Annotated in this window: 24 protein-coding genes; 6 read left to right on the top strand and 18 right to left on the bottom strand. The window is 49.0% G+C overall.

From position 1 onward, the window contains the following. Positions 1–40 precede the first annotated feature (40 nt). The 9 genes from G459_RS0112075 to ubiE all read right to left on the bottom strand — a co-directional run bounded on the left by G459_RS0112075 (position 41) and on the right by ubiE (position 8,986). Positions 41–829 (bottom strand): 5'-methylthioadenosine/adenosylhomocysteine nucleosidase, encoded by a 789-nt coding sequence (locus G459_RS0112075; RefSeq protein ID WP_026967885.1) that lies wholly within the window; start codon positions 827–829, stop codon positions 41–43. Continuing rightward, a complete protein-coding gene (locus tag G459_RS0112080; RefSeq protein ID WP_026967886.1) occupies positions 826–2,121 on the bottom strand; it encodes an NCS2 family permease in 1,296 nt (431 codons plus the stop codon). The genes G459_RS0112075 and G459_RS0112080 overlap by 4 nt, the downstream gene beginning before the upstream one ends. Positions 2,122–2,160: 39 nt before the next feature. Then, positions 2,161–2,931, bottom strand: coding sequence for a 3-ketoacyl-ACP reductase (locus G459_RS0112085; RefSeq protein WP_026967887.1), 771 nt, complete (start codon positions 2,929–2,931; stop codon positions 2,161–2,163). After that, positions 2,928–4,370: an oxidoreductase gene (locus G459_RS0112090; RefSeq protein ID WP_026967888.1), complete on the bottom strand. Its 1,443-nt coding sequence runs from the start codon at positions 4,368–4,370 to the stop codon at positions 2,928–2,930. The genes G459_RS0112085 and G459_RS0112090 overlap by 4 nt, the downstream gene beginning before the upstream one ends. Next, positions 4,367–5,746: a glycoside hydrolase family 88 protein gene (locus G459_RS0112095; protein WP_026967889.1), complete on the bottom strand. Its 1,380-nt coding sequence runs from the start codon at positions 5,744–5,746 to the stop codon at positions 4,367–4,369. Before G459_RS0112095 ends, G459_RS0112090 begins: the two co-directional genes overlap by 4 nt. Then, positions 5,736–7,148, bottom strand: coding sequence for a sodium:solute symporter family protein (locus tag G459_RS0112100; RefSeq protein ID WP_026967890.1), 1,413 nt, complete (start codon positions 7,146–7,148; stop codon positions 5,736–5,738). The genes G459_RS0112095 and G459_RS0112100 overlap by 11 nt, the downstream gene beginning before the upstream one ends. After that, the gene (locus G459_RS0112105; protein WP_026967891.1) at positions 7,145–7,357 is read right to left on the bottom strand and encodes a hypothetical protein; all 213 of its coding nucleotides are present in this window, start codon (positions 7,355–7,357) and stop codon (positions 7,145–7,147) included. Before G459_RS0112105 ends, G459_RS0112100 begins: the two co-directional genes overlap by 4 nt. A 169-nt stretch (positions 7,358–7,526) precedes the next feature. After that, entirely contained in the window at positions 7,527–8,315 is a 789-nt protein-coding gene (gene porT / locus G459_RS0112110) for a type IX secretion/gliding motility protein PorT/SprT (protein ID WP_026967892.1), read from the bottom strand. Continuing rightward, complete coding sequence (ubiE, locus tag G459_RS0112115; protein ID WP_026967893.1) at positions 8,264–8,986, bottom strand: bifunctional demethylmenaquinone methyltransferase/2-methoxy-6-polyprenyl-1,4-benzoquinol methylase UbiE; 723 nt, start codon at positions 8,984–8,986, stop codon at positions 8,264–8,266. The genes porT and ubiE overlap by 52 nt, the downstream gene beginning before the upstream one ends. Positions 8,987–9,107: 121 nt before the next feature. Here ubiE and yihA point away from each other — a divergent pair, with 121 nt between their 5' ends. Genes yihA through G459_RS0112130 form a run of 3 tightly spaced genes read left to right on the top strand, consistent with a single transcriptional unit; the run spans position 9,108 to position 10,530 of the window. Then, on the top strand, positions 9,108–9,719 hold the full coding sequence (gene yihA, locus G459_RS0112120) for a ribosome biogenesis GTP-binding protein YihA/YsxC (RefSeq protein ID WP_035455802.1): 612 nt from the start codon (positions 9,108–9,110) through the stop codon (positions 9,717–9,719). A gap of 39 nt (positions 9,720–9,758) precedes the next feature. After that, positions 9,759–10,181: a DUF5606 family protein gene (locus G459_RS0112125; protein WP_026967895.1), complete on the top strand. Its 423-nt coding sequence runs from the start codon at positions 9,759–9,761 to the stop codon at positions 10,179–10,181. A 43-nt stretch (positions 10,182–10,224) separates the two neighbouring features. After that, complete coding sequence (locus G459_RS0112130; protein ID WP_026967896.1) at positions 10,225–10,530, top strand: hypothetical protein; 306 nt, start codon at positions 10,225–10,227, stop codon at positions 10,528–10,530. Here G459_RS0112130 and G459_RS30625 read toward each other — a convergent pair. After that, positions 10,527–10,835, bottom strand: coding sequence for a type II toxin-antitoxin system RelE/ParE family toxin (locus G459_RS30625; RefSeq protein ID WP_035455805.1), 309 nt, complete (start codon positions 10,833–10,835; stop codon positions 10,527–10,529). The genes G459_RS0112130 and G459_RS30625 overlap by 4 nt on opposite strands. Before the next feature lies 1 nt (position 10,836). Further along, complete coding sequence (locus tag G459_RS0112140; protein WP_026967898.1) at positions 10,837–11,052, bottom strand: hypothetical protein; 216 nt, start codon at positions 11,050–11,052, stop codon at positions 10,837–10,839. 115 nt (positions 11,053–11,167) lie between these two features. Between G459_RS0112140 and G459_RS0112145 the strand changes: the two genes are divergently transcribed. Next, entirely contained in the window at positions 11,168–12,292 is a 1,125-nt protein-coding gene (locus G459_RS0112145) for a sugar phosphate isomerase/epimerase family protein (RefSeq protein WP_026967899.1), read from the top strand. 83 nt (positions 12,293–12,375) lie between these two features. Here G459_RS0112145 and G459_RS0112150 read toward each other — a convergent pair whose 3' ends face one another. From G459_RS0112150 to ccsA (G459_RS0112175), 6 genes are all read right to left on the bottom strand, one after another. After that, positions 12,376–12,840, bottom strand: a complete 465-nt coding sequence (locus G459_RS0112150) for a ribonuclease H family protein (protein ID WP_026967900.1) — start codon at positions 12,838–12,840, stop codon at positions 12,376–12,378. A gap of 45 nt (positions 12,841–12,885) precedes the next feature. Beyond that, on the bottom strand, positions 12,886–13,467 hold the full coding sequence (locus tag G459_RS0112155; RefSeq protein WP_026967901.1) for a MarC family protein: 582 nt from the start codon (positions 13,465–13,467) through the stop codon (positions 12,886–12,888). Positions 13,468–13,614: 147 nt separating this feature from the next. Next, a complete protein-coding gene (gene ccsA, locus G459_RS0112160; RefSeq protein WP_026967902.1) occupies positions 13,615–16,134 on the bottom strand; it encodes a cytochrome c biogenesis protein CcsA in 2,520 nt (839 codons plus the stop codon). A gap of 28 nt (positions 16,135–16,162) precedes the next feature. Beyond that, positions 16,163–16,579 (bottom strand): cytochrome c maturation protein CcmE domain-containing protein, encoded by a 417-nt coding sequence (locus G459_RS0112165; protein ID WP_026967903.1) that lies wholly within the window; start codon positions 16,577–16,579, stop codon positions 16,163–16,165. Positions 16,580–16,590: 11 nt separating this feature from the next. After that, positions 16,591–16,833, bottom strand: coding sequence for a CcmD family protein (locus G459_RS0112170; protein WP_026967904.1), 243 nt, complete (start codon positions 16,831–16,833; stop codon positions 16,591–16,593). Positions 16,834–16,836: 3 nt separating this feature from the next. Then, complete coding sequence (ccsA, locus tag G459_RS0112175) at positions 16,837–17,511, bottom strand: cytochrome c biogenesis protein CcsA (protein ID WP_026967905.1); 675 nt, start codon at positions 17,509–17,511, stop codon at positions 16,837–16,839. Positions 17,512–17,767: 256 nt separating this feature from the next. On the opposite strand from ccsA (G459_RS0112175), the gene rlmN reads away from it, so the two are divergent. Both rlmN and G459_RS0112185 read left to right on the top strand, forming a co-directional pair. Continuing rightward, positions 17,768–18,835, top strand: coding sequence for a dual-specificity RNA methyltransferase RlmN (gene rlmN / locus G459_RS0112180; RefSeq protein WP_026967906.1), 1,068 nt, complete (start codon positions 17,768–17,770; stop codon positions 18,833–18,835). Between the two features lie 103 nt (positions 18,836–18,938). Beyond that, positions 18,939–19,409 (top strand): hypothetical protein, encoded by a 471-nt coding sequence (locus tag G459_RS0112185; RefSeq protein ID WP_035455833.1) that lies wholly within the window; start codon positions 18,939–18,941, stop codon positions 19,407–19,409. Between the two features lie 65 nt (positions 19,410–19,474). On the opposite strand, the gene G459_RS0112190 is transcribed toward G459_RS0112185, so the two are convergent. Beyond that, the gene (locus tag G459_RS0112190; RefSeq protein WP_026967908.1) at positions 19,475–20,410 is read right to left on the bottom strand and encodes a rhomboid family intramembrane serine protease; all 936 of its coding nucleotides are present in this window, start codon (positions 20,408–20,410) and stop codon (positions 19,475–19,477) included.

Here is a 20,410-nt window from a genome sequence, read left to right on the forward strand (position 1 = left end):
TCAGTGATCTGAAAACTGAGACTGCAAACTGAACACTGCACTACATTTCTTCCAATATCCCCATCACAATTCGGGCAGAGTTGACCGAAGCCGGACCGACGAACTGGTTGAAGTTGACCCGGGCGTGGTTGTTGGCATTGTCGCTGCAAGATCGGATGATCACAAAGGGAATATCGAGAGTCCTACAGATGTGGGCGATGGCCGCGCCTTCCATCTCGGTGGCTAGGGCGTCAAATTCTTCGTAAAGCCCGACGGCTTTTTCATTGCTGCTGACAAAGATGTCTCCCGTGGATATCACTCCGGAAAAGACTCTTGGCTCCCGTCCCGAGATCGGCTCCAACTCGACCCGATTGGCTACGGCCGCACTTTTGGCCACCAAATCTGCATCAGCCTCAATGAAAAGATCGTCGTGAGTCCCTCCGCCAAGTTTGCGAAAAGGCCAAACCGTAAAGCCAGTCGAATCCACCTGACCAAAGTCGAACTGAACCAACTTTTCTCCAATCACAATATCTCCTGGCATCGCCTCCGGGTGGAGTCCTCCGGCGACTCCTGTAAAGATCAACATCTCGGGCTCGTAGTTTTCCATCAAAACCGCCGTACTGTACGCCGCGTTCACCTTGCCAACTCCGGCTTTTAGCAGCACTATCTTTTGCCCTTTCAATTTCCCGGTATAAAAGTCAATTCCGCCTTTGTTCACTTTCTTGACAGATTTCATTGAGTCAATCAAAATCGCGATTTCCTGATCCATAGCACCCATGATCGCGATCCGCTGGGCAGAGACTGAAAAGGAAAATACGCAAAGGAAAAACAGTAGGTAGCATTTTTTCATAGCCATAGGAAGAAGAGCGAAAGTACACTGATGATGGCCAAGATGGGATTGATTTCTGAGACTTTTCCAGTGATAAGTTTCAAAACGGTCCAGCTGATAAACCCAAAAGAAATCCCAACGGACAGGCTATAAGTAAAAGGAATCAGCACAATGGTCAAGAAAGAAGGCAATGCCTCTTGGGGATTTTTCCAATCGATCTTGGTCAGCGGCACCACCATAAAAGAGCCGACCAAGACCAGAGCAATGGAACTGGCGACCGAGGGAATCACCGAAAGCAGCGGCGAAAAAAACATAAAAGGCAAAAAGAGCAAGCCAGCGGTAATCGCCGTTTCGCCGGTTCGGCCGCCCTCCTCGATTCCCACTGCTGACTCGATGAAAGCTGTCCCCGAGCTGCTCCCCACCAGCCCTGCAAAGAGCGTGGACACCGAATCCGTTAGGAGAGATTTGCGCATATTCTTGGGATTCCCGTCCGGATCCTTGAGACCGGAAGCTTCTGCGAGCCCCACGAAAGTAGAGATCCCGTCAAACAAAATCGTAAACGTAAACACAAATATGACTGGTATATGGGCATATCGCAGAGAGCCTAGGATGTCCGCTTTGCCTACCAGACTGAAATCCGGCCAGGCAAAAAAACCGGTATAGTTGACAAGCGTGGAAACGCCGAAGTTGAACGCCGAAGCGTCTCCCCAGACTCTACCAATCGGCCAGGCCAAGGCCGTGGTAAACAGAATGCCGAAGATGATCGCCCCGGAAACCTTTCGGATCAGCAATCCTCCTGTGAACAGTAACCCCGCCAGAAAGGTAAGCGTCACGGGATCTTTGAAGGAAAACATACCGACGAGTGTCGCGGGATTGTCTACGATGAAGTGGGCATTTTGGAAACCGATGAAGCAGATGAACAAGCCGATCCCGGCAGAGACGGCGTGACGGATGGCGGGCGGAATGGCTTGAATGATTTTTTCCCTGGTCTGGAAAACCGATAGAATCAGAAAGATCACACCCGACCAGAAGACTGCGCCGAGAGCTTCCTCGAAACTCAGCCCGAATCCCATCACAGCCGTGTAGGTGAAAAAGGCGTTAATGCCCATGCCGGGAGCAACGACGATTGGATTTTTGGCATAAAGCCCCATCATCAAGCTGCCAAACGCCGCCACCAAAACCGTGGCGGTGAGCACCGCCGAAAAAGGCATTCCTGCCTGGGAAAGGATGGCAGGATTGACGATGATGATGTAGAAGCAAGCTAGAAAAGTGGAAATCCCCGCAAGGATTTCGGTTTTAAGGTGGGGTTTCATGACTTCCAAAATAGGGAATTGAAAGTCATTTTGAAAAGATTAAAGCCTCCCAACCATCAGTCCGCCGTCCAAGGCCAAGATTTGCCCCGTCGCATAGGGCAAATCTCCACGAAGCAGCGCAGCCACGGCTTTACCGATGTCTTCTGGTTTACCCATCCGCGGCTCCAGAGTCAGGCCGTTTTGAATCCGATCTTGATAGACTCCTTTCACTTTCTCCGTCATATCCGTCTCGATGATTCCCGGCTGGATTTCATAGACTGGAATGTCAAACTCAGCCAGTCTGACGGCCAAAACCTGTGACATCATCGACAGTCCGGCCTTCGCCATGCAATAGGCAGCGCGGTTGGTGGAGGCTAGAACCGCCGAAACGGAAGTGATGGACACTATTGAAAGTGGAGTGTCTTCATCTGACTTTCGGATTTCCATCATCCATTTTGCAAAAGCTTGCGTCAGAAAAAAGGTCCCTTTCAGATTGATATCCATCAGGTGATCAAAATCTTCCTCGGCAACTTCCAACACATCGGCTCTGACTCGAGGTGCTACGCCCGCATTGTTCACCAAGAAATTGAGTGATCCAAACTTGTCTTTCACTCCAGCAATGATGGTTTCCCGGTCGGCTTTTTCCGCGATATTCCCGGGAAAATATTCCACACGAACTCCGCTTTTGCGAAGCTCATCCAGAACCTCCACGATGTCGGATTCTGGTCTCACGCCATTCAGAGCCAGGTCGATTCCTTCCTGAGCCAGTTTCTTGGCGATTCCCAGCCCAATGCCGCGGGTGCCTCCTGTGATTAAAGCTACCTTTCTCATTCTCCTTTCAGTGCTTTCAATTGCTCGTATTCAGGCATTTTTTTATACAAAGGATCCAGTGGATAGCACCCGGAAATCATCCCGTTTCTCGGTGCCGTGGTGCAATCCGAGAAGGTACGGCAGATTTTAGCACGCTTCAATCCATTGCCGGAAATGATATCCGCAGGCATATCCGGATAGCTCAGCACCATTCGGCCAAAACCGATGGAGTCCGCCTTTCCAACATTCAAAACGTTTTGCCCAACATTCGGAAGCCACTCCTGAAGGTAGGAATAAGCCGAGCCGATCACATACAGTCCGGGAAAAGCATTCTTGATTTCGGCTGTCGCCTGAATCTGCCTAGCCACTCCGAGTAGAGGATCTTCGGGCGGCAGGTAGCCATCCGAAGGCGGAAAAAGAGCCGGACGCTGAATGTGCGGATTGTAATACGGACTTCCGGCGGTGGTGCAGAAGAGCTCGATACCCAGCTTTTCCAGTTCTTGCAGAAAAAGAAATGACTCCTGCATATCAGCGCTTGTTCCACTTTCCTTTCCTCCGAAAGCATAACGATAAGGTCGGTTTTGGGCGGGAACTCCGGTTTCCTCAGGGCCTTTTTGAAAAGGCACCCAGTCGAAAATGCTCATTCGAACACCGATCTCCAAGCCCGGTGCTGCAGCACGAATGCCCGAAACGATGTCTCTCAAGAAACGGGTTCGGTTCTCGAAACTCCCCCCATATTTCCCCTCCCGGTCGTAGGCACTTAGAAACTCATGCCCGAGATAGCCGTGGCAATGCTTGATGTCCACGAAGTGAAATCCGGCCTTTTGCGCCAAGACAGCCGCTTTGACATAATCATCTATAATCGAATCAATCTCGGCATCCGACATGAGCGGATAGTCCTCGGCCAAACCAAATTTCCTGTTCAAAACTGGATGGGGATACAAGATCCTCGGCTCCATCTTTTTCTTGTCATTTGGCTTGCAGAAGCGTCCGGAGTGGGTGAGCTGCAAGCCGATCAAGAGATCCGAAGTATCTTGGAATTGCTCCTCATGGGTCCTTTGCAGGAGTTGAAAGAGATCCACAAACTCTTGAAAGGTCTGTTCGTTCAGCATGAGCTGGTTGGGATTGGCACGGCCTTCGGGTCTCACGGCCACGGCCTCACAACCCCAGAGGAGCTTGGCTCCACTGAGCGCAAAGTTCCGCCAACGTCTTTTGGTCAGTTCGGTGGGCCTTCCATCTTCGGTTCCGTCCCAGCCTTCCATCGGCAGGATGCACATAGCATTGCCGATTTTCTGCCCAGATCGCAGTGTATGTGCTTTTCCAAACGGAGAATCTGCACCGGGGATCAATTCAGCGTCGAAGTCTAGCTGGATATTTTTTTTCTCCAGATGCTGCGCAAAAAGCTCCGCCGTCTTCAGCTGCGCAATCCGGGGAAACGGGGGCTTGTACTTTCCACTCATTTCGGTACGCAGTTTAGGTAAGAATAATACGGTTGGTCATTCAGCATTCGCTGGAGCAAAAGGGCTAGTTCGCGAGCGTGGTAATCGCCCCACATGCTGGACTCGCCGTGAGCTACTTTTCCGGGTTCTGGCGCATAGTCCCAAGCATTGGGCTCGTGGTAGATCGAGTGCAGAATCAGGCCTTGATGGCCCGCATCTGTCGAGAGATAAGGTTCGGAGAAAAGTGCTCCAGCGATCTGAAAAGCGGCTTTTTGATACTTTTCAGCGCGAGCGGGATCAGAGCTCTTCAGCCAATTCCCGATGCGGATCAGGCCCTGCGCGGTGATACAGGCAGCCGAACTGTCGATTGGCTCAAACTCATTAAAAGGATCGGAGGCGCGGTTGAGATAGTCTCCCATCTTATGCAAGTTTGGCGCTCCGGTATCCCAATAAGGAATCCCGTCAGTCGGTGTATTAGCCAGGTAAAACTCAGCGGTAGCGATCGCGGCCTGCGAAAGCTCCGCAACCAGATCTGCCTTGGAAATAACGTCCGTATAGTCCTCCTCAGAGATTTGATCAAGGATTTCCAGCGTCTCCCCTAAGCCGCAAATCGCCCAAGCCAAGCCTCTGGTCCAGGTACTGAAGCCTGTGTAGCCCTGTTGGGAATTAGGACAGCGGTAGTTACCGTCATTGGTATTGAAGATGATCTCATGGGCTGTCCGGCCGGCGATGTCGTAGCGGTCACGGCCTTTTCCATAAAAGATCGAAAAGCGAACCGTACTCAGGATGTGCTGGATCGCCCGTTGAATCAGAGAGATACGTTTGTCATTTTCGGCCTGAAGTAAGTGCCCCAACTGATGCGAAACGACCAAGGCACGGCAACTCCGGATCGTATCGACGAAGAGCGAATGAGGGCCATTGAAAGAGTAAATAAATCCGCCGCCGGGAATCGTCGTCCAGCGGGTAGCCTGCACCGCCCCAGTGACTTTCAGGGCCAATTTGTAAAACTCGCGTTCCCAGTCAGAGGCTTCGATCTTGCCCTCGTTGCTGAGGCGAAGGAGATTCCCATAGGTGCTTACATTGTTGAAACCGTGATCATGCACACCGATATGGGTCAGATGGGGAGCCATCTTGTTGACGGTATTTCTGCGTCCGATTTCCAGAAACTCGCTTTCCCCAGTCGCGTCAAACTGCAGCAGTGCTGAGCCAAACTGAAAACCTTGGGTCCATTCTGTCCAACCCCGGGTCACATATTTGCCTTTTTCGGTGAAAACCGGGGCGCCATTTTTCGTATCAAAAGAATCCTCGATCAGTCGAATTTTCTGACCAGACAGCTCCCAAAAACGCGGCAAATGGGATGTTAAATCAGCAATCGCAGAAGTTGGATTAAGCTTCATGGGTATTTTTTTGGGTAAAATGGTGGGCGATCATAATGACTGCTGACACCGGAATCAAGATGCAATACATGGCCGCATCGGTCTGCAATCCAGCAAAACCCGCTGGCACCAACCCGAGCAATGACAAAACAAAATAAGTCAACGCCAAGCCCGACAGAATAAGCAGCGACTTGGGAGGGTTTTTGAAGATAACCGCCGCCAGCACAACCGGGGCGATCATAGAGGTTCCAGCAAAGCTGACTCTTGCCAACATGACCAATTCATCGCTCATAATCGTCGAAAATCCCAGCACAATCAATGAGAAAACCAAGATCGCCAGTTGTGTAATCCGCATGTTGCCTTTGTCAGAACCTGAGAGCAAAGAGCGTAGCTCGGTGCCCAGGGCAAAGATCTGCGCATTGGTAGTGGAAAGACAAGCGGCAAACAGCCCGACCACCGCCAAGGCCGCCACCGGACTAGCCTGATCAAAAAGCAAGGCCGCAGAAAGAAACTCTGCCGTGGGAACGTCAGGGTATTTCACCGCGCCATAAAGGCCGATAAAGGCGGTCGGGAGGATGACCAGGATCGCAAAAATCCCAACCGCGTAAGCCATCTTGTGAACCGACTTCAGGCTCTTCAGTACCACCAACCGCGTCGTAAACTGAGGCTGAGATACCGGAATCAGCACGATCGCAATAGCCGAGGCGATCAGAAAGGGGCTTGAAAACAGTCCTTTGGGGCCGGGAAGGGAAAGTAGCGCTGCATTGCTTTCTTCAACTTTGGCCAAGCCGGCTTCCAAGCCTCCGGCCATACTCAGACACGTCAATCCGATGATCCAGATCACCGCCAACATGATCACACCCTGGATCGCATCGCTGTACATGATGGCTTTCAAGCCGCCGATTTCGGAATAAATCAACATGAGCACTACCAGAACCGCCGACCAGCCCCAGTCGGGAATCAGGTCAGGAAAAGCCGCACTGAGAAAGATGGAAATCCCACGGACCTGAATCGCCACGTAGGGAATCAGAAATAAGAAGGAACTGATAAACACAAGGTACCCAGCCCACTTATTCTGAAAGCAACTTTGTACAAATCCGGCAACTCCCTTGTATCCGACTTGCGAAGCTTTTTTGCGCAGCGCAAAGCCAAACCAAATCAGCATAAACACCATCAAAGCATCGGAAACGGCCAAAAATATCCACGCCCCTACGCCGTGGGTCCGGAAAAAATCCGGCATTCCCATGAAAGTAAAGGCACTAAACAAGGCGGCGGAGAAAGTAAGAAACCCAAGGATTGAACCAATGTTCGACCCGCCAAGCATGAAATCATCCGAGCTTCTGTTTTTGCTATAAGACTTGTAGGAAGCAAAGCCAAGCGAGGCCAGGAAGAGCGTGAAAAAGAAAATCAACCAGCCCGTCATACTTTCTTGGATTCTTCATGAGGGAAAAAAACCGACCCAAGATAAGTCAACCCGACCAACAAGATCGCCACCAGCAATCCGGCCCAGAAGACGAAAGGTACGCTGCCAAGCTTCGGCGTCACTTTATTTTCGACAAAGAGAAAAAGAAAAGAGCCGACCGAAACGATCAGCACGGCAAGAACGATGATGTTCCAGATTTTGGATTTCATGGGTTGAGCTAGAGGTTATATGGGCAGAAACTATCTGACTGGAAGAAACGCTTCCAGTCCGCCTCAAAATAACAATAAACTTCTGCTTTGCTACCCCTGTAAATCCTGCTACCGATGGAAACGGCGGATTTCTACGCAAACAATTTCGGAAAAGTACTTCGCTCGGGATCTACTGAAAGTTCAGATAGATGGTGATTCCCTTGCGTTTTATTGAAGAGATCACATCGCGAATTTCCGCGGGAGTTTTCTCCGCGTAGTAAATATTGTTCAGCCCATGGGAAAATCGAATCTCGGGAGCAAACTTGAAATACTTGAAGTAGATCTCAAATCCCATCCCTGCTTCAATGGCGAAATCCTGTCCCGTGGTGACGATGGGGTCAAGGTTGGCCTCGTCCTGGCTTTTGGTACGAAACTGATAGCTGGCGCCACCGATGAAGTACATCCGGGTATTGTTGAACCGCTGGGATCGGTACTTGAATAGCAGCGGAATCTCCACTATTGTCGCTTCGTTCACCACTTCTTCGGTGCGATAGCCCAACGGTGGAGGTCCCTCGGGCAGGGCCACGTCATATGTATCATAGTAATTGATATCCGCGCGGTATTCATAGAACGCAATCTTGGGAGTCAGCAGCAAATTGACCTGATCGTGCAGTCTCAAAATTCCGATAAAGCCAAGCGAAAATCCCGGTGTGTATTTGGGATAGATCGAGTAGACTTGGTTGTTGGCAGCGTTGGCAGGGTCAAAAAATTGTTCCGAATATTTGATCTGATAGGTGGATGTATGACCAGCTAGGAAAAACCCGTAGGAAATAGTCTTGTTATCGGATCCAGCCGTGCTAGTCAAGCCAAATAAGCCCTGAGAAACTCCGGAAAAACTAACTCCAAAAAATGCCAGAATCAGAAATCCTACTTTTGTCCGACGTAGATAGAGCTGATTCCGAAAGTGAGTGGTCTGCATACAGTGCTGTGAAATCCGACTTTTTTCAAAACTGCCAGAAAATCCTCTCCATCCGGAAAGGCCTGAACTGACTCAGGAAGATAAGTATAAGCAGAATTGTCTTTGGATACAATCTTGCCGATTTGAGGTAAAATCATCTTGGAATAAAAGCCATAAGCCTGCTTCATCGGAAAACCCTGTGGCTTGCTGAATTCCAGGATTACCGTCTTGCCTCCCGGTTTCAGCACACGATACATGTCTGCGAGGCCTTTTTCCAAATTTTCGAAGTTTCTGACCCCAAAGGAAACGATGACTGCATCAAACTTATTATCCTCGAAAAGCAATCCCTCGGAATCGCCCAGCTGCATCTCGATCTTGTCCTGAAGTCCGCGCTTGATCATCTTCTTTTTCCCCTCGGCGAGCATTCCTTCCGAGATGTCCACGCCGATGATTTTCTCTGGATTCAGCGCCAAAGCTTCGATCGCAAAGTCTCCCGTCCCGGTCGCAATGTCCAAAATCAGCTTGGGTTGGTCTCTTTTCAGGAGTTTAACCGCCTTTTTTCTCCAGACAATGTCGATCCCCATACTCAGCACATGGTTGAGCAGATCATACTTACCGCTGATGTTGTTAAACATCTCGGCTACTTGTTCTTTTTTGGAGTCTTGCTTGTCTTTGTAGGGTACTACGGCCATCACGGATCTTCTTTGGTGCGCAATATTACTACAGAAACCCGAGGAATCGAAAATTGTTGCGGTTTTACCCTTCCAAGGCCTTCTAAAATAAAAGCGTATTTTTGCACCGAACAGAAAAATTATGATCCGAAAAGCACAATTTGTGGTCAGCAACACCGACCCCACCAAATGCCCCAAACCAGATCGGGCAGAGATCGCCTTCATCGGCCGGTCCAACGTGGGCAAAAGCTCCCTGATCAACATGCTGACCGGCGTCAAAGAACTGGCAAAGACCTCTCAAAGACCGGGAAAGACCCAATTAGTCAACCACTTCATGATCGATGATCGCTGGTATCTGGTGGATTTGCCAGGCTACGGATTTGCCAAAGTCAGCAAAGACCGCAAGGAAAAATGGGAGCAAATGATCAGTGCCTACCTGACTTCCCGGGAAAATCTCTGCGGCGTATTTGTCCTCATCGACAGCCGCCTGGAGCCTCAGACCATTGATCTAGAATTTCTGAATTGGTGCGGAGAGGAAGATGTGCCGTTTGTGGTTGCGTTTACCAAAGCTGACAAGCAGTCCAAATCCCAAACCGACAAAAACGTCAAGGCTTTCCTCAGCAAGCTGGAAGATATCTTCGGAGATATTCCCGATTACTTCGTCACCTCTGCGGAGAAAGGCGGCGGAAAAGACCAAGTCCTGACCTTCATCAACGAACTAGTCGCAGAATACGAAGCCGAGCGGACAAATTGATCGATAGTTCTATATTTGCAGCCTGAAAATAATTTACACATGAATTTCAAAGACATAGCCTCAGTAGCCGGTAAGCCGGGACTGTATACTGTAATAAAGCCAACTCGTTCAGGAGTCATCTTGGAGTCATTGGATGAGAAAAAGTCCAAATTGATAGCTGGAATGTCGATGCGCGTATCCATCCTAAGTGATATCTCGATCTATACCCTGACTGAAGAAGGAGCCGAACCGCTCGAGTCTGTGATGAAAAAAATCGAAGCCGAATACCAAGGCGATACCGGCATCGAGCCAGGTTCATCGGATGCGGAGTTGAGAGCTTTCTTGAAGTCCATCCTTCCGGAGTTTGACGAAGCGAGAGTCTATACCTCGGATATCAAAAAGCTCAACGCATGGTATCAGCTCATCCGAAAAGCTGCTCCTGAAGTCCTTCAGGAAACTTCCGAAGAACAAAAAGAAGCGTAATTTCCCCGCCCCGACCTCAAACTCGGGGCTTTTTTCATCGCCTATGGATCCGTCCATCTCCACAGAAACCTACACACTGGTCACCAAGGACTTTCAACTACCTGAGGTCATCGAAGGATTTTCGGAAGAAAAAGCAATTGCGGTCCTTGCCAAAGCCATCAGTCAATTGATGGACCGAAACCTGGAACGGCTGCTGCAGATCTGCTACCGAATCGACCTCTCTGAAAACAAGCTGAAGCAAATCCTTCACGAATCCGAACCCGACCAAGTCGCGGCCGATTTGGCAAAAGCACTTTGGGAACGACAAAAGCTAAAGGTGGAGATCAGGAGGAGGTATTCTGAGGGCTAAGAATTAGCTCGCTTCATCTTTTCCGGATCACGACGCGTGTCAAAAATGTCGGTGATGAAGATGTCATCTCCTTCTGATTTGTAAATAATTTTAAAATTACCAGCTACCAAATACCTAAAGCCAAGACCTGTGCTCTCCAAATTCAACTCAATTTGCCCAAGTTCAGGCCGGAGAATAAGGAGCTTCACTTTTGTAAAAATCTCAGATTTAATCCGATTGGCTACTTGAGGACTGGCTTTTCGAGAATAATACCGATGGATTTCTCTTAACTCGTTTTTGGCAAATTCAGTCCAAAACAGTCTCATCTTACCAATTTTGAGAATCTTTTTCCAAATCGTCTTGGCTCAGATACTTACCTTTTTGGATATCTTGTTCTGCTACCATTGCCCGGTCCAAAAGCTCGTCCTGAGAGAGAGGATACGGTTTCTGACCGAAATAGGCCTCAAGAAAATCAAGGGTATTTTCGTCTTTAAGTTCCTTCACCCTATTGATCAGCTTTAGTTTTCTTTCCTCAATATTCATAAAACATGTCGTTTACTTAAATATAAACCAAAAATCACCCTTTTGGATTCGATTTATCCAAGAATCAATTTCCAGGGATTGGATCAATTCCTATTTTTAGCAAACCTCAAAAACCATGGCAAACCCTATCTGGATCATGACGTCCGCTTTTGATCAGCTGAATCTTGATCAAACGGTCGAAAAAGCAATCGAAATCGGTGTACAGGGCCTGGACCTCTGCGTGTTCAGAAAGGACGGAACCAGAGACGATTTTGTGGCGACACATCTGGATTACGAAAACTTTGGCCCGGATCAGGCAAAGGCACTGATTGATCAATTCAACGGTGCCAAACTCCAGCTTTCGATCGGAGCTTTTGAAAACCTGATCGGCGGCGACCCCATCCATCGGGTCAAAAACCAAAACCACCTACTTCGTCTCATCCGCATCGCCTACCTGCTGGGGGGCGATGAAAACGACGTCAAAGTCGGAACTTTCGTCGGCTACAACCACGAAATGGGCAATCAGGAAGGCGGGTTCGAAAAAAACTTACTGGAATACCAGCGGGTTTTTGGCCCGATCATCCGCTATGCAAACAGCCTCGGAGTCACTGTCCTGTATGAAAACTGCCCGATGGAAGGTTGGAGAAGTTCTGGCCATTTTGGCACGTTCAACAACTTCACTGGAGTCCTTGCAGCCCGCAAACTCATGTACGAACTCGTCCCGGAGAAAAATCACGGGGAAATCTACGATCCCTCTCACGATGTCTGGCAGCACACAGATCCGGTGGAAGTCATCCGCAACACAGACATGAGTCGTCTTAAGCGTATTCACGTCAAATCCACCCGAAACAATCCCGATCCCTTTTGGGGAAATATGTACCCGATGCAAGAGATTCGGGCGGAGTGGGCTGAAAAACTCGGACTTCCTTCCAGCAAAAATCCTTGGGATCGGCACCATTACGAAGCAACGCTTCCCGGTTTTGGACTGGGGGACTCGATGGACTGGCGGGCTTTTGTGAACATCCTGAAGGAAAAAGGATTTAACGGTCCTTTTGAAATCGAAAATGAAGCTGTCCTCTCCAAGCAAACCGGCAAGATGGGCGCCATTGTCCAAGGCTGCAAAGCCGCTGTCCAAAACCTCGCTCCTTTGCTCTATGAACTGGGGGAAGACGGCTGGCAATATCCAAATTCTGCCTACAAGCCGCTCTACGACCTCGACCGGAAAGATATTTCGCTGGTCACGATGGATCAGATTTCCTGATCAAAGACAAAGGTTTACGTTCACAACGTAAACCTTTGTCTTTTGAAGATGTAAACGTTTTCCGTAGGAAAGAATTCGGCAAATCATAAACTCGCCTCGTACCCAGTATCTGGGGGTAAGTTGTACCCCTCTGCTGCCTGCACCGCCAGCACGTCGCAGCGCTCATTTTCGATGTTACCGGCATGCCCTCTTACCCAGACAAACTTGGGCTTATACTTCAAGTGCAGTGGAATGTAGCGTAGCCAGAGATCGGGATTCTTTTTGTCCTTGAATCCTTTTTTTTGCCAGCCCCATAGCCAGCCCTTCTCGATCGCATCTACCACGTACTTGCTGTCGGAAAAGATCTGAACAGGGATTCCGGTCACTTTCAAGGCTTGAAGCGCTTTTATGACCGCCATCAACTCCATTCGGTTGTTGGTGGTCCTGCGGAATCCTTCGGAAAGTTCCTTTCGTAGGATCTCTCCCTTATTGTTGAAAAGTAGCACCGCGCCATAGCCTCCCGGGCCGGGATTGCCCTTGGCGGCACCATCCGTATAAATGAAAATCATGGGGCAAAGAAACGAAAAAAGCCTCGAAATATGCCTGTGGAGATCCTATCCAACTGCTATCGGAAAGGCATTTGTCTTGAAAATCTTGACCGCGATAGACAACAGGATAATCCCAAAAATCCTTCTCAACACGTCCAAACCCGTCCTGCCGAGTTTGCTTTCGAGCCAGGTCGTACTCTTCAAAACCGCGTAGACAAAAACCAGATTAAGCAAAATTCCGACAAAGATATTGAGCTGTTGAAATTCAGCTTTCAGAGTAAGGATAGTGGTCAAAGTCCCTGCACCGGCGATCAGCGGAAAGGCAATCGGAACGATAGAAGCACTGGATGTGGCCTCCGGGTCGGGCTTAAAGAGCTCAATTCCAAGGATCATCTCAGCGCCCAAAGCAAAGATGATCAGCGCTCCCGCGATCGCAAAATCACTTACCCCAATTCCAAAAAGGCTCAAGATACTTTCACCAACCAGTAGAAAAGCGACCATCAACAATCCGGCAGCAAGGGTGGCTCGCTCTGATTTTATGTGACCGACTTTTTTCCGCAGGTTGATCACTATCGGGATCGAACCTAAAATATCGATCACCGAAAAAAGGATCAGAGAAACGGAGATGATTTCTTTGAAATTAAGCATAGTGCAAAGCTAGGTAATTTCGGATGTTGGATCTGCGATTTCGTATTCGAATGGGAAATTCAAAGCTCCGCTGTAGGATGATTGAAATAAAAAAGCTCGGCTAACCGAGCTTTTTTTCTGAAATCCGAAATGAAAATTCCAAATGTTTTATTCCAATCCCTTGTCCCGCATCTTAGCAAACTCGTCGAATCTGCGAACGATCGCCACGGTAAGGCCAAACAACATAATGATCGTCCCGATCCAAAGCACATTGATGTAAGGCTTCACAATCGCTTTCATCACCACATAATCTTTTTGGTATTGATTGACCTTGAAGACGAATTTGTTCTGCTCGGGCAGAATGTTCTCCAAACTTACCTTTAGCCCCAACTCGTCGTCAATGACTGGAAGCTTGCCAACCTGGCCATTGCGGATAATAAAGGTTGGGTTCAGCTGCTTTTCCACGTCATAGTCCAAGACACGGAGCTTGGCTTTCACTGCAATGTCTCCCTCTTGAAGTTCGTAACCTTCGATTTCCTTGAGCACCTCGGCACCGTCGAAATAGGTTACAAAATCAGCAATGTGAAACTGTTCGCCTGGAGCAACCTCGTAGTTTTCGTCTTCCTTCCACTCTGGATCAGCAGAGTCGTTCATCGCCGCGACATAGGTATAGAGATCCTTGTCAAGGTAGATTTTGGAATCCGGAGACGAGATTAGCCCGCCCATTCCCTCGTTGAACTGAGACATCGGACTCAGGGAAAATTGCAGAGTTTCGTTCTGCATGTAGTCAATCTTGAAGTAATCATTTTCCTCAAGCACGATATTGACCAAATCGCCCTTTTTGAAGTAGTCCTTGTAGTCTTCCAAAGCCAACGCTTCATTGACCTTACCGGTGGACTCGAGGATCTTGGATGGAACGTACTCCGGCACACCCACCACTTTCTTCTGACGGCCACGGTAGATCACCGTATAATCCTTCATCTGTGTAGGCTTGTTGATCCAGAGCAGCACGTGCTCTTTGTTCATCTCATCTTCCCAGCTATTGCTGTAAGTCAGGCCGGACATGTTGATCGAAATGACATCTGAATAGCCGGAGCTAAACATGATCCCGATCAAAATCATCCCCAATCCAATGTGAGCCAGAGAACCTCCTGCAAGTTTGAAGGTGGATTTTCTCAAAATTCTGAGCAAGATCACCGAGTTGGCTACGATGGTGAACATCCCTGCCAGCACGACAATGATGTACTTCCAGTCATACACTTTGGTGAGGACAATCACAGCAGCGGAAAGCAACACCGAAATGATGTAGGGTGTAACCAAAGCGTCCTTCAAAGCCTTTCTGTCCATCTTTTGCCACCAGAAATACTGGCCCACCGCCGTGAGAAGTGCGATCACTACCGCAAACCACAACTGAAACTTGGTGTAAAACTCTACCGGATCTGCCGGCGGCGCCATATTGGAAATACCTCCGAAGCTCTCAACCAGTGCATTCCACGCTGGAATCGACGTAGGCAAGATGATCTGAAAAGACATCAACCCGAGCGTCATCGCTCCCAAGAAAATCCAGAACTCCCGTGAATAAACATCGGCTTCCTTTTCCGAAGTCGGAATATGCTTCCAGGCTCTCGCTGCAAGAAAAACAGCAATCACCAGGAAGAAAAGCATGTAAATGAGCAGCTGACCAGAAAGCCCCAAGTCCGTAAAGGAATGCACTGAAGCATCACCCAGCACGCCCGATCTTACCAAGAAAGTCGCATACAACACCAAGATGAAACTCAAGATCACCAAGACGATTGAGGTCTTCAGTGCGGTCGCACTTTTCTTAAAAGTAATCATGGTGTGGATCGCAGCCACCATGATCAGCCATGGCACATACACGGCGTTTTCCACCGGATCCCAGTTCCAATAGCCGCCAAAATTCAGCGTCACATACGCCCAGTAGGCGCCCATGATGATCCCCATACCGAGAATCATCGCAGAGAAGATTGCCCAAGGCAACGCCGGACGAATCCACTCGGAGTATCTCTTGGTCACCAATCCGCCAATCAAAAAGGCAAAAGGCACCAAGGTAGAGGCATAGCCCAAAAACAAGGTCGGAGGGTGGATCACCATCCAGATATTTTGCAAAAGCGGGTTCAGCCCAGTGCCGTCCTCAGGCACAAAATCCGGCTGGAGTTGGAAAATCGGTGCCTGAGTTGCATCTCTCAGCAACATGAAAGGCGAACTCCCAATCTTCAAATCCCAAATCACCACACCCATAATCATCGAGATCAAGAACGCCTGAACCAAAGCAAACACGAGCATCACCGGTCCTTCCCAAAACTTGTTGGTATTGATCAAGATCACGCCCAAAATAACGTTCCAAAATGCCCAGAGGATAAACGCTCCCTCTTGACCTTCCCAGAAACTGGAGATCATGTAGTGAACCGGAAGTGCTTTGGAGCTGTGTGAATAGGCGTAAAAATACTCGTAGCGGTGGTTGTAGATGATCTCAAAAAGTGAGAATGCAATCATCACCACCGAAACCGCATGGATATAGAAACTGAACCGGCTGAATCTTCTCCAGCTGGCCTTTTCAATCTCACTCGCTTTGAAATATTGGAAGTAGGAATAGGCCGTCACGAGTGCGCTCACAAAGGCCACGATGGTCATCAAATGACCCAGGTTACCCATAAAGGTATTGATCATGATTTTTTACTGAGGATACTATTCAACATCACATCCCTGCCGACTGCACGTCGGTCTCCTGATATTTGGAAGGGCATTTCATCAGGATTTTGTCAGCCACGAAGATCTCCTTTTCACGGTAGGAACCTATCACTACGACGGATTCGGACCGTTGGAAGTCTGCCGGTACGGGTTCGTTGTAAAACACCTTTTGCTCGGTGCCGTCATTGTCCACGAGCACAAAGGTGAACGACGTTTTGTCCTCTCTTACTTCCAATCCCGTCACTTGCCCGGCTGCATCTTTTTTCAGCTGCCCCACCACGTGGATGGCCTTGTCATCTCCGTCCTGCTTCATCTCCCAAGCGGTGTCAAAGTTTTCGTAGGAGCTCGCATCTCCAATCGAGGTCATGATGATGGCGATGGCCACTGCGATAATGCACAAACCGATGATATGTCCTTTTTTCATGATAGTGAGAATTAGGCTGAAATACTTTTTTCAATTCTGGAAAGCTTGCGATCTGTGTAGATCAGATAAGCGACGATTCCTATGAAAATGATGACGATGATTCCGACGACAATGTAGATTTTGCCATTTGACCGCATCAGATCAGCCATGTCCACACTGCTGTTGGAATAATCTGACTCTGTGACAGCTATCTTCTCCTGTGCCAAAGCAACAAGGCTGAAAAGCGACAGGGCAATCGTAAGTATTTTTTTCATTTATCAGGAATTTAGCATTCGGTCTTCAAGTGTTCTCTCCACCCTACGCATTCTTATCCGCACAGTTGCGATCCAGGTACCGAAAAGAATCCATCCGATGATTGCCGGATAGAAAACCATCTTTAGAGTCGCATCGGTATCGTACGAGTTAAATCCAGGATTGCCACCATTGCCGGGGTGCAGGCTGTCTGTCATGCGGGGCAAGATGTAGACGAGCGGGATATAGATTGCAAAAGCAAAAATGTTGTAGATGGCACTGATCCGGCCTCGCTGTTGCGTATCCGTAAGACTTCCTCGCAGGATCAAGTACGCGAAGTACATCAACAACGCAATCGCTGCCGCATTTTGCTTGGGATCGCCGCTCCAGTAGTCTCCCCAGGCAAATTTTGCCCAGAGCATCCCGGTGAATATCCCGAGCATCCCAAAGAGGATAGCCACATTGGCAAACTCAATCGCTACATCGTCGTCCTTCAGATTATTACTCCTCAAATATCGGATGCTATAAATCATCGAAATGAGCAAAGCGACCAACATTCCAAACCACATCGTCACATGGAAGTATAGCGCCCGAATGGTCTCATTGAGTATCGGAAGACGTGGTACGTCCCAGAGCAGACCGGCAGTAAAGGTGTAGAGCAACAGGGCGATCGCCAGAATTTTCCACCAGGATTGGCGCATAGGAGAACTTGGGTTTTTCAACCGCAAAAGTAAGGCATAAATCCCAAAACCCCTTCATTTTATGATAAAAGGCGTGGGGATTTACGATTTAAGAAATACGATTTACGAGGCCTAGAACAGCATCAATCCGGCTCAAGCGGATGTAACCTTCAAGCCTGGGAACTTTGCCCTCTTCCAATTCAATCAACATCCGACACTTTCCTCCCAATTTTCCAATCTTACAATTTTTAAATCTTCCAATCCTTACCTTTGCACTGTGGAAACTCAAAAAAAAGACATCCGAAAACTCAGTCTGGCCGAGCTGGAAGAGTTTTTTGTAGCGCAGGGAGAAAAGAAATTCCGAGCCAAGCAAGTCTACGAGTGGCTTTGGAACAAGTCGCTGAAAAACTTCGATGACATGAGCAACATCTCGCTTTCCACGCGTGAGATGCTCAAAAGCCACTTTGCCATCAACCACATCCAGGTGGATCTGATGCAGCACAGCAGCGACGGGACGATCAAAAACGCCGTCAAACTCTTTGACAGCAAGATCGTCGAGTCGGTTTTGATCCCCACCACGAAGCGGATCACGGCTTGTGTTTCTTCCCAAGTCGGCTGCAGTTTGGACTGCAACTTTTGCGCGACGGCGCGGCTAAAGCGCATGCGAAACCTCAATCCTGACGAAATCTACGATCAGGTCGTGGCAATCAAGGACGAGGCTGAGACCTATTTCCAGCGGCCGCTGACCAATATCGTCTTCATGGGAATGGGCGAACCACTGCTGAACTATGCGAATGTCATCGAGGCGATCGACAAGATCACATCTCCTGAGGGACTTGGCATGGCTCCGCGTCGCATCACTGTCTCCACCGTTGGCGTCACCAAGATGATCCGAAAGATGGCTGACGACGAAGTCAAATTCAACCTGGCCGTCTCCCTCCACTCCGCGATCAACGAGACCCGCTCCAGACTGATGCCGATCAATGATTCCAACCCTGTGGAAGAACTGGCCGAAGCGCTGAAGTATTGGTATCAAAAGACAAAGCGAAAAGTCACCTACGAGTATGTGATCTGGGATGGTGTCAATGACGACGAGCGGCATGCTCGGGCACTGGCAAAGTTTTGCAAGCACATCCCCTCCAAAGTCAACATCATCCAGTATAACCCGATTGACGAGGGCGAATTCCGTCAGGCAAAACAGGAAGCCGTGGACATGTATGTGCGCATCCTCGAAAGCCAGGGCATCATCGCCAAAGTCAGAAAGTCCCGCGGCCAGGACATTGATGCCGCCTGCGGTCAGTTGGCCAACAAGAATGAGGTGGCAGATTTGGCGACAAACGAATAGGCCAAGTTTCCTTTACCCGCTCCAAACCTCCTTTTCGACAGAAACCTTCGGCAAAACTTTGCAAAGCTGCGCAAAGCACTTTACCTTTTTTCAAAAAAGGACCATGAAGAAAACCCTGTTGATTTTTTGTCTGTTTGTGATGGGTATTAGTGTCGCTCAGGCGCAGGAAAAAGGAGATGCCCGAATCCATGTGCTTGGAACCTACGGGTTAAAATACAATGCATTTGGCGTAGGCGCAGGAGCTGAATATTTCTTTGCCGATCGATTTGCCCTGATGCCAAGCTTCGTCAAACTCTATCCGGAAGTCGGCAAGGCCAGCAACTTCAGCTTTGACCTCCGCTACTATGTCACCGCCGGCCCTTCGCAGCTTTACTTCATGGCGGGCTATAGCCAGACCTTTCAAAATACCCAGCCGGGACAGCCGGGGACAAAGGAAAACTACATCGGAGCCAATGCCGGCATCGGCGCTTACATCGGGCTGACAGATTGGGTTGGTTTGAGTACGGAGTTCAAGTTTCAAAGCCAGACTCCTCAGGAACCCGGATTTCGGATCGGGTTTGCATTCCCACTATAAAAATCTGGAATTGGAATTGACTACGTCTCCGGATTTTCATCCCACATCCATCATCCCTTACCTTCCTACTTTTTGCTGAACTCAAACAGTTTTCGCTTCTCTTCTTTGGAAAGCGCATCGTAGCCTTTTGCGGCTATTTTGTCCAAGATCTGGTCGATTTCTTCCTGAGAAGTATCTTGGGGCTTGACTTCCTGACTGGTCTTGGTCTTTGAGGAAAAGCTCCCGAAACCTCCAGAACTGGTTGTTTTGGCCTTTCGGTAGCTGACTTTGACCTTGCTCGGATTTCGGCTAAAGAGGTTTTCGAAGAAGATCCCGACTTTCTGCACAGGCACTCCCCAATCATTCCCTTTGCGCAGCTGAACAATATACAGGTAGCCCAAAAGTGCACCACCTAAGTGGGCGATTTCTCCCCCTGCATTTGCGCCGATCGAGTTGGCAAAGGACATAATCACATAGAAAGCCGCAATGTACACGATCTTCACCGGACCGATGATAATCAAAAAGAAAGTAGTATTGGGCGCCAACGTAGCTGCGCCAACGACGACCGCAAATACCCCCGCGCTCGCGCCGAGCATCAAAGAGGTATCAACCGATCCGCTGAAATAAGGCGCCAGATTGTAGATCAACACATAAAAGGCCGCACCAAACAGACCTCCGAGGATGTACAGATTCGCGAGCTTCCGACTGCCCAGGTACTGATGCACCAGCATCCCAAACCAATACAGAAACAGCATGTTGAAAAGGATATGGAATACCCCTTCGTGCAAGAACATGTAGGTAAAAACCGTCCAGGGTTGCGCAGCCAGCTTGGGTAGCGAGGCCGGCATCATGAGATAGCTCAGTCCAGTTTTGTACAGGTCGCCCAGCCCACTGACTGTCATCAAAACCCGCGCGACCAACAATGCGAAAAACACGAGAACATTGATCGCAATCAGCTTGTAAAGGCTGTTGTCGCTGTGCCGGAAGGCATTTCTCAGGTTTTCCCAAAAGCTACCGTACAT

The organism is Algoriphagus terrigena DSM 22685 (assembly GCF_000429445.1).
Lineage (GTDB): Bacteria > Bacteroidota > Bacteroidia > Cytophagales > Cyclobacteriaceae > Algoriphagus > Algoriphagus terrigena.

What these genes read in the sequence shown, in the direction of transcription:
- G459_RS0112075 (WP_026967885.1), bottom strand. Translation starts at nt 829, where the DNA reads ATGAAAAAATGCTACCTACTGTTTTTCCTTTGCGTATTTTCCTTTTCA.
- G459_RS0112080 (WP_026967886.1), bottom strand. Translation starts at nt 2,121, where the DNA reads ATGAAACCCCACCTTAAAACCGAAATCCTTGCGGGGATTTCCACTTTT.
- G459_RS0112085 (WP_026967887.1), bottom strand. Translation starts at nt 2,931, where the DNA reads ATGAGAAAGGTAGCTTTAATCACAGGAGGCACCCGCGGCATTGGGCTG.
- G459_RS0112090 (WP_026967888.1), bottom strand. Translation starts at nt 4,370, where the DNA reads ATGAGTGGAAAGTACAAGCCCCCGTTTCCCCGGATTGCGCAGCTGAAG.
- G459_RS0112095 (WP_026967889.1), bottom strand. Translation starts at nt 5,746, where the DNA reads ATGAAGCTTAATCCAACTTCTGCGATTGCTGATTTAACATCCCATTTG.
- G459_RS0112100 (WP_026967890.1), bottom strand. Translation starts at nt 7,148, where the DNA reads ATGACGGGCTGGTTGATTTTCTTTTTCACGCTCTTCCTGGCCTCGCTT.
- G459_RS0112105 (WP_026967891.1), bottom strand. Translation starts at nt 7,357, where the DNA reads ATGAAATCCAAAATCTGGAACATCATCGTTCTTGCCGTGCTGATCGTT.
- porT (WP_026967892.1), bottom strand. Translation starts at nt 8,315, where the DNA reads ATGCAGACCACTCACTTTCGGAATCAGCTCTATCTACGTCGGACAAAA.
- ubiE (WP_026967893.1), bottom strand. Translation starts at nt 8,986, where the DNA reads ATGGCCGTAGTACCCTACAAAGACAAGCAAGACTCCAAAAAAGAACAA.
- yihA (WP_035455802.1), top strand. Translation starts at nt 9,108, where the DNA reads ATGATCCGAAAAGCACAATTTGTGGTCAGCAACACCGACCCCACCAAA.
- G459_RS0112125 (WP_026967895.1), top strand. Translation starts at nt 9,759, where the DNA reads ATGAATTTCAAAGACATAGCCTCAGTAGCCGGTAAGCCGGGACTGTAT.
- G459_RS0112130 (WP_026967896.1), top strand. Translation starts at nt 10,225, where the DNA reads ATGGATCCGTCCATCTCCACAGAAACCTACACACTGGTCACCAAGGAC.
- G459_RS30625 (WP_035455805.1), bottom strand. Translation starts at nt 10,835, where the DNA reads ATGAGACTGTTTTGGACTGAATTTGCCAAAAACGAGTTAAGAGAAATC.
- G459_RS0112140 (WP_026967898.1), bottom strand. Translation starts at nt 11,052, where the DNA reads ATGAATATTGAGGAAAGAAAACTAAAGCTGATCAATAGGGTGAAGGAA.
- G459_RS0112145 (WP_026967899.1), top strand. Translation starts at nt 11,168, where the DNA reads ATGGCAAACCCTATCTGGATCATGACGTCCGCTTTTGATCAGCTGAAT.
- G459_RS0112150 (WP_026967900.1), bottom strand. Translation starts at nt 12,840, where the DNA reads ATGATTTTCATTTATACGGATGGTGCCGCCAAGGGCAATCCCGGCCCG.
- G459_RS0112155 (WP_026967901.1), bottom strand. Translation starts at nt 13,467, where the DNA reads ATGCTTAATTTCAAAGAAATCATCTCCGTTTCTCTGATCCTTTTTTCG.
- ccsA (WP_026967902.1), bottom strand. Translation starts at nt 16,134, where the DNA reads ATGATCAATACCTTTATGGGTAACCTGGGTCATTTGATGACCATCGTG.
- G459_RS0112165 (WP_026967903.1), bottom strand. Translation starts at nt 16,579, where the DNA reads ATGAAAAAAGGACATATCATCGGTTTGTGCATTATCGCAGTGGCCATC.
- G459_RS0112170 (WP_026967904.1), bottom strand. Translation starts at nt 16,833, where the DNA reads ATGAAAAAAATACTTACGATTGCCCTGTCGCTTTTCAGCCTTGTTGCT.
- ccsA (WP_026967905.1), bottom strand. Translation starts at nt 17,511, where the DNA reads ATGCGCCAATCCTGGTGGAAAATTCTGGCGATCGCCCTGTTGCTCTAC.
- G459_RS0112185 (WP_035455833.1), top strand. Translation starts at nt 18,939, where the DNA reads ATGAAGAAAACCCTGTTGATTTTTTGTCTGTTTGTGATGGGTATTAGT.
- G459_RS0112190 (WP_026967908.1), bottom strand. Translation starts at nt 20,410, where the DNA reads ATGTACGGTAGCTTTTGGGAAAACCTGAGAAATGCCTTCCGGCACAGC.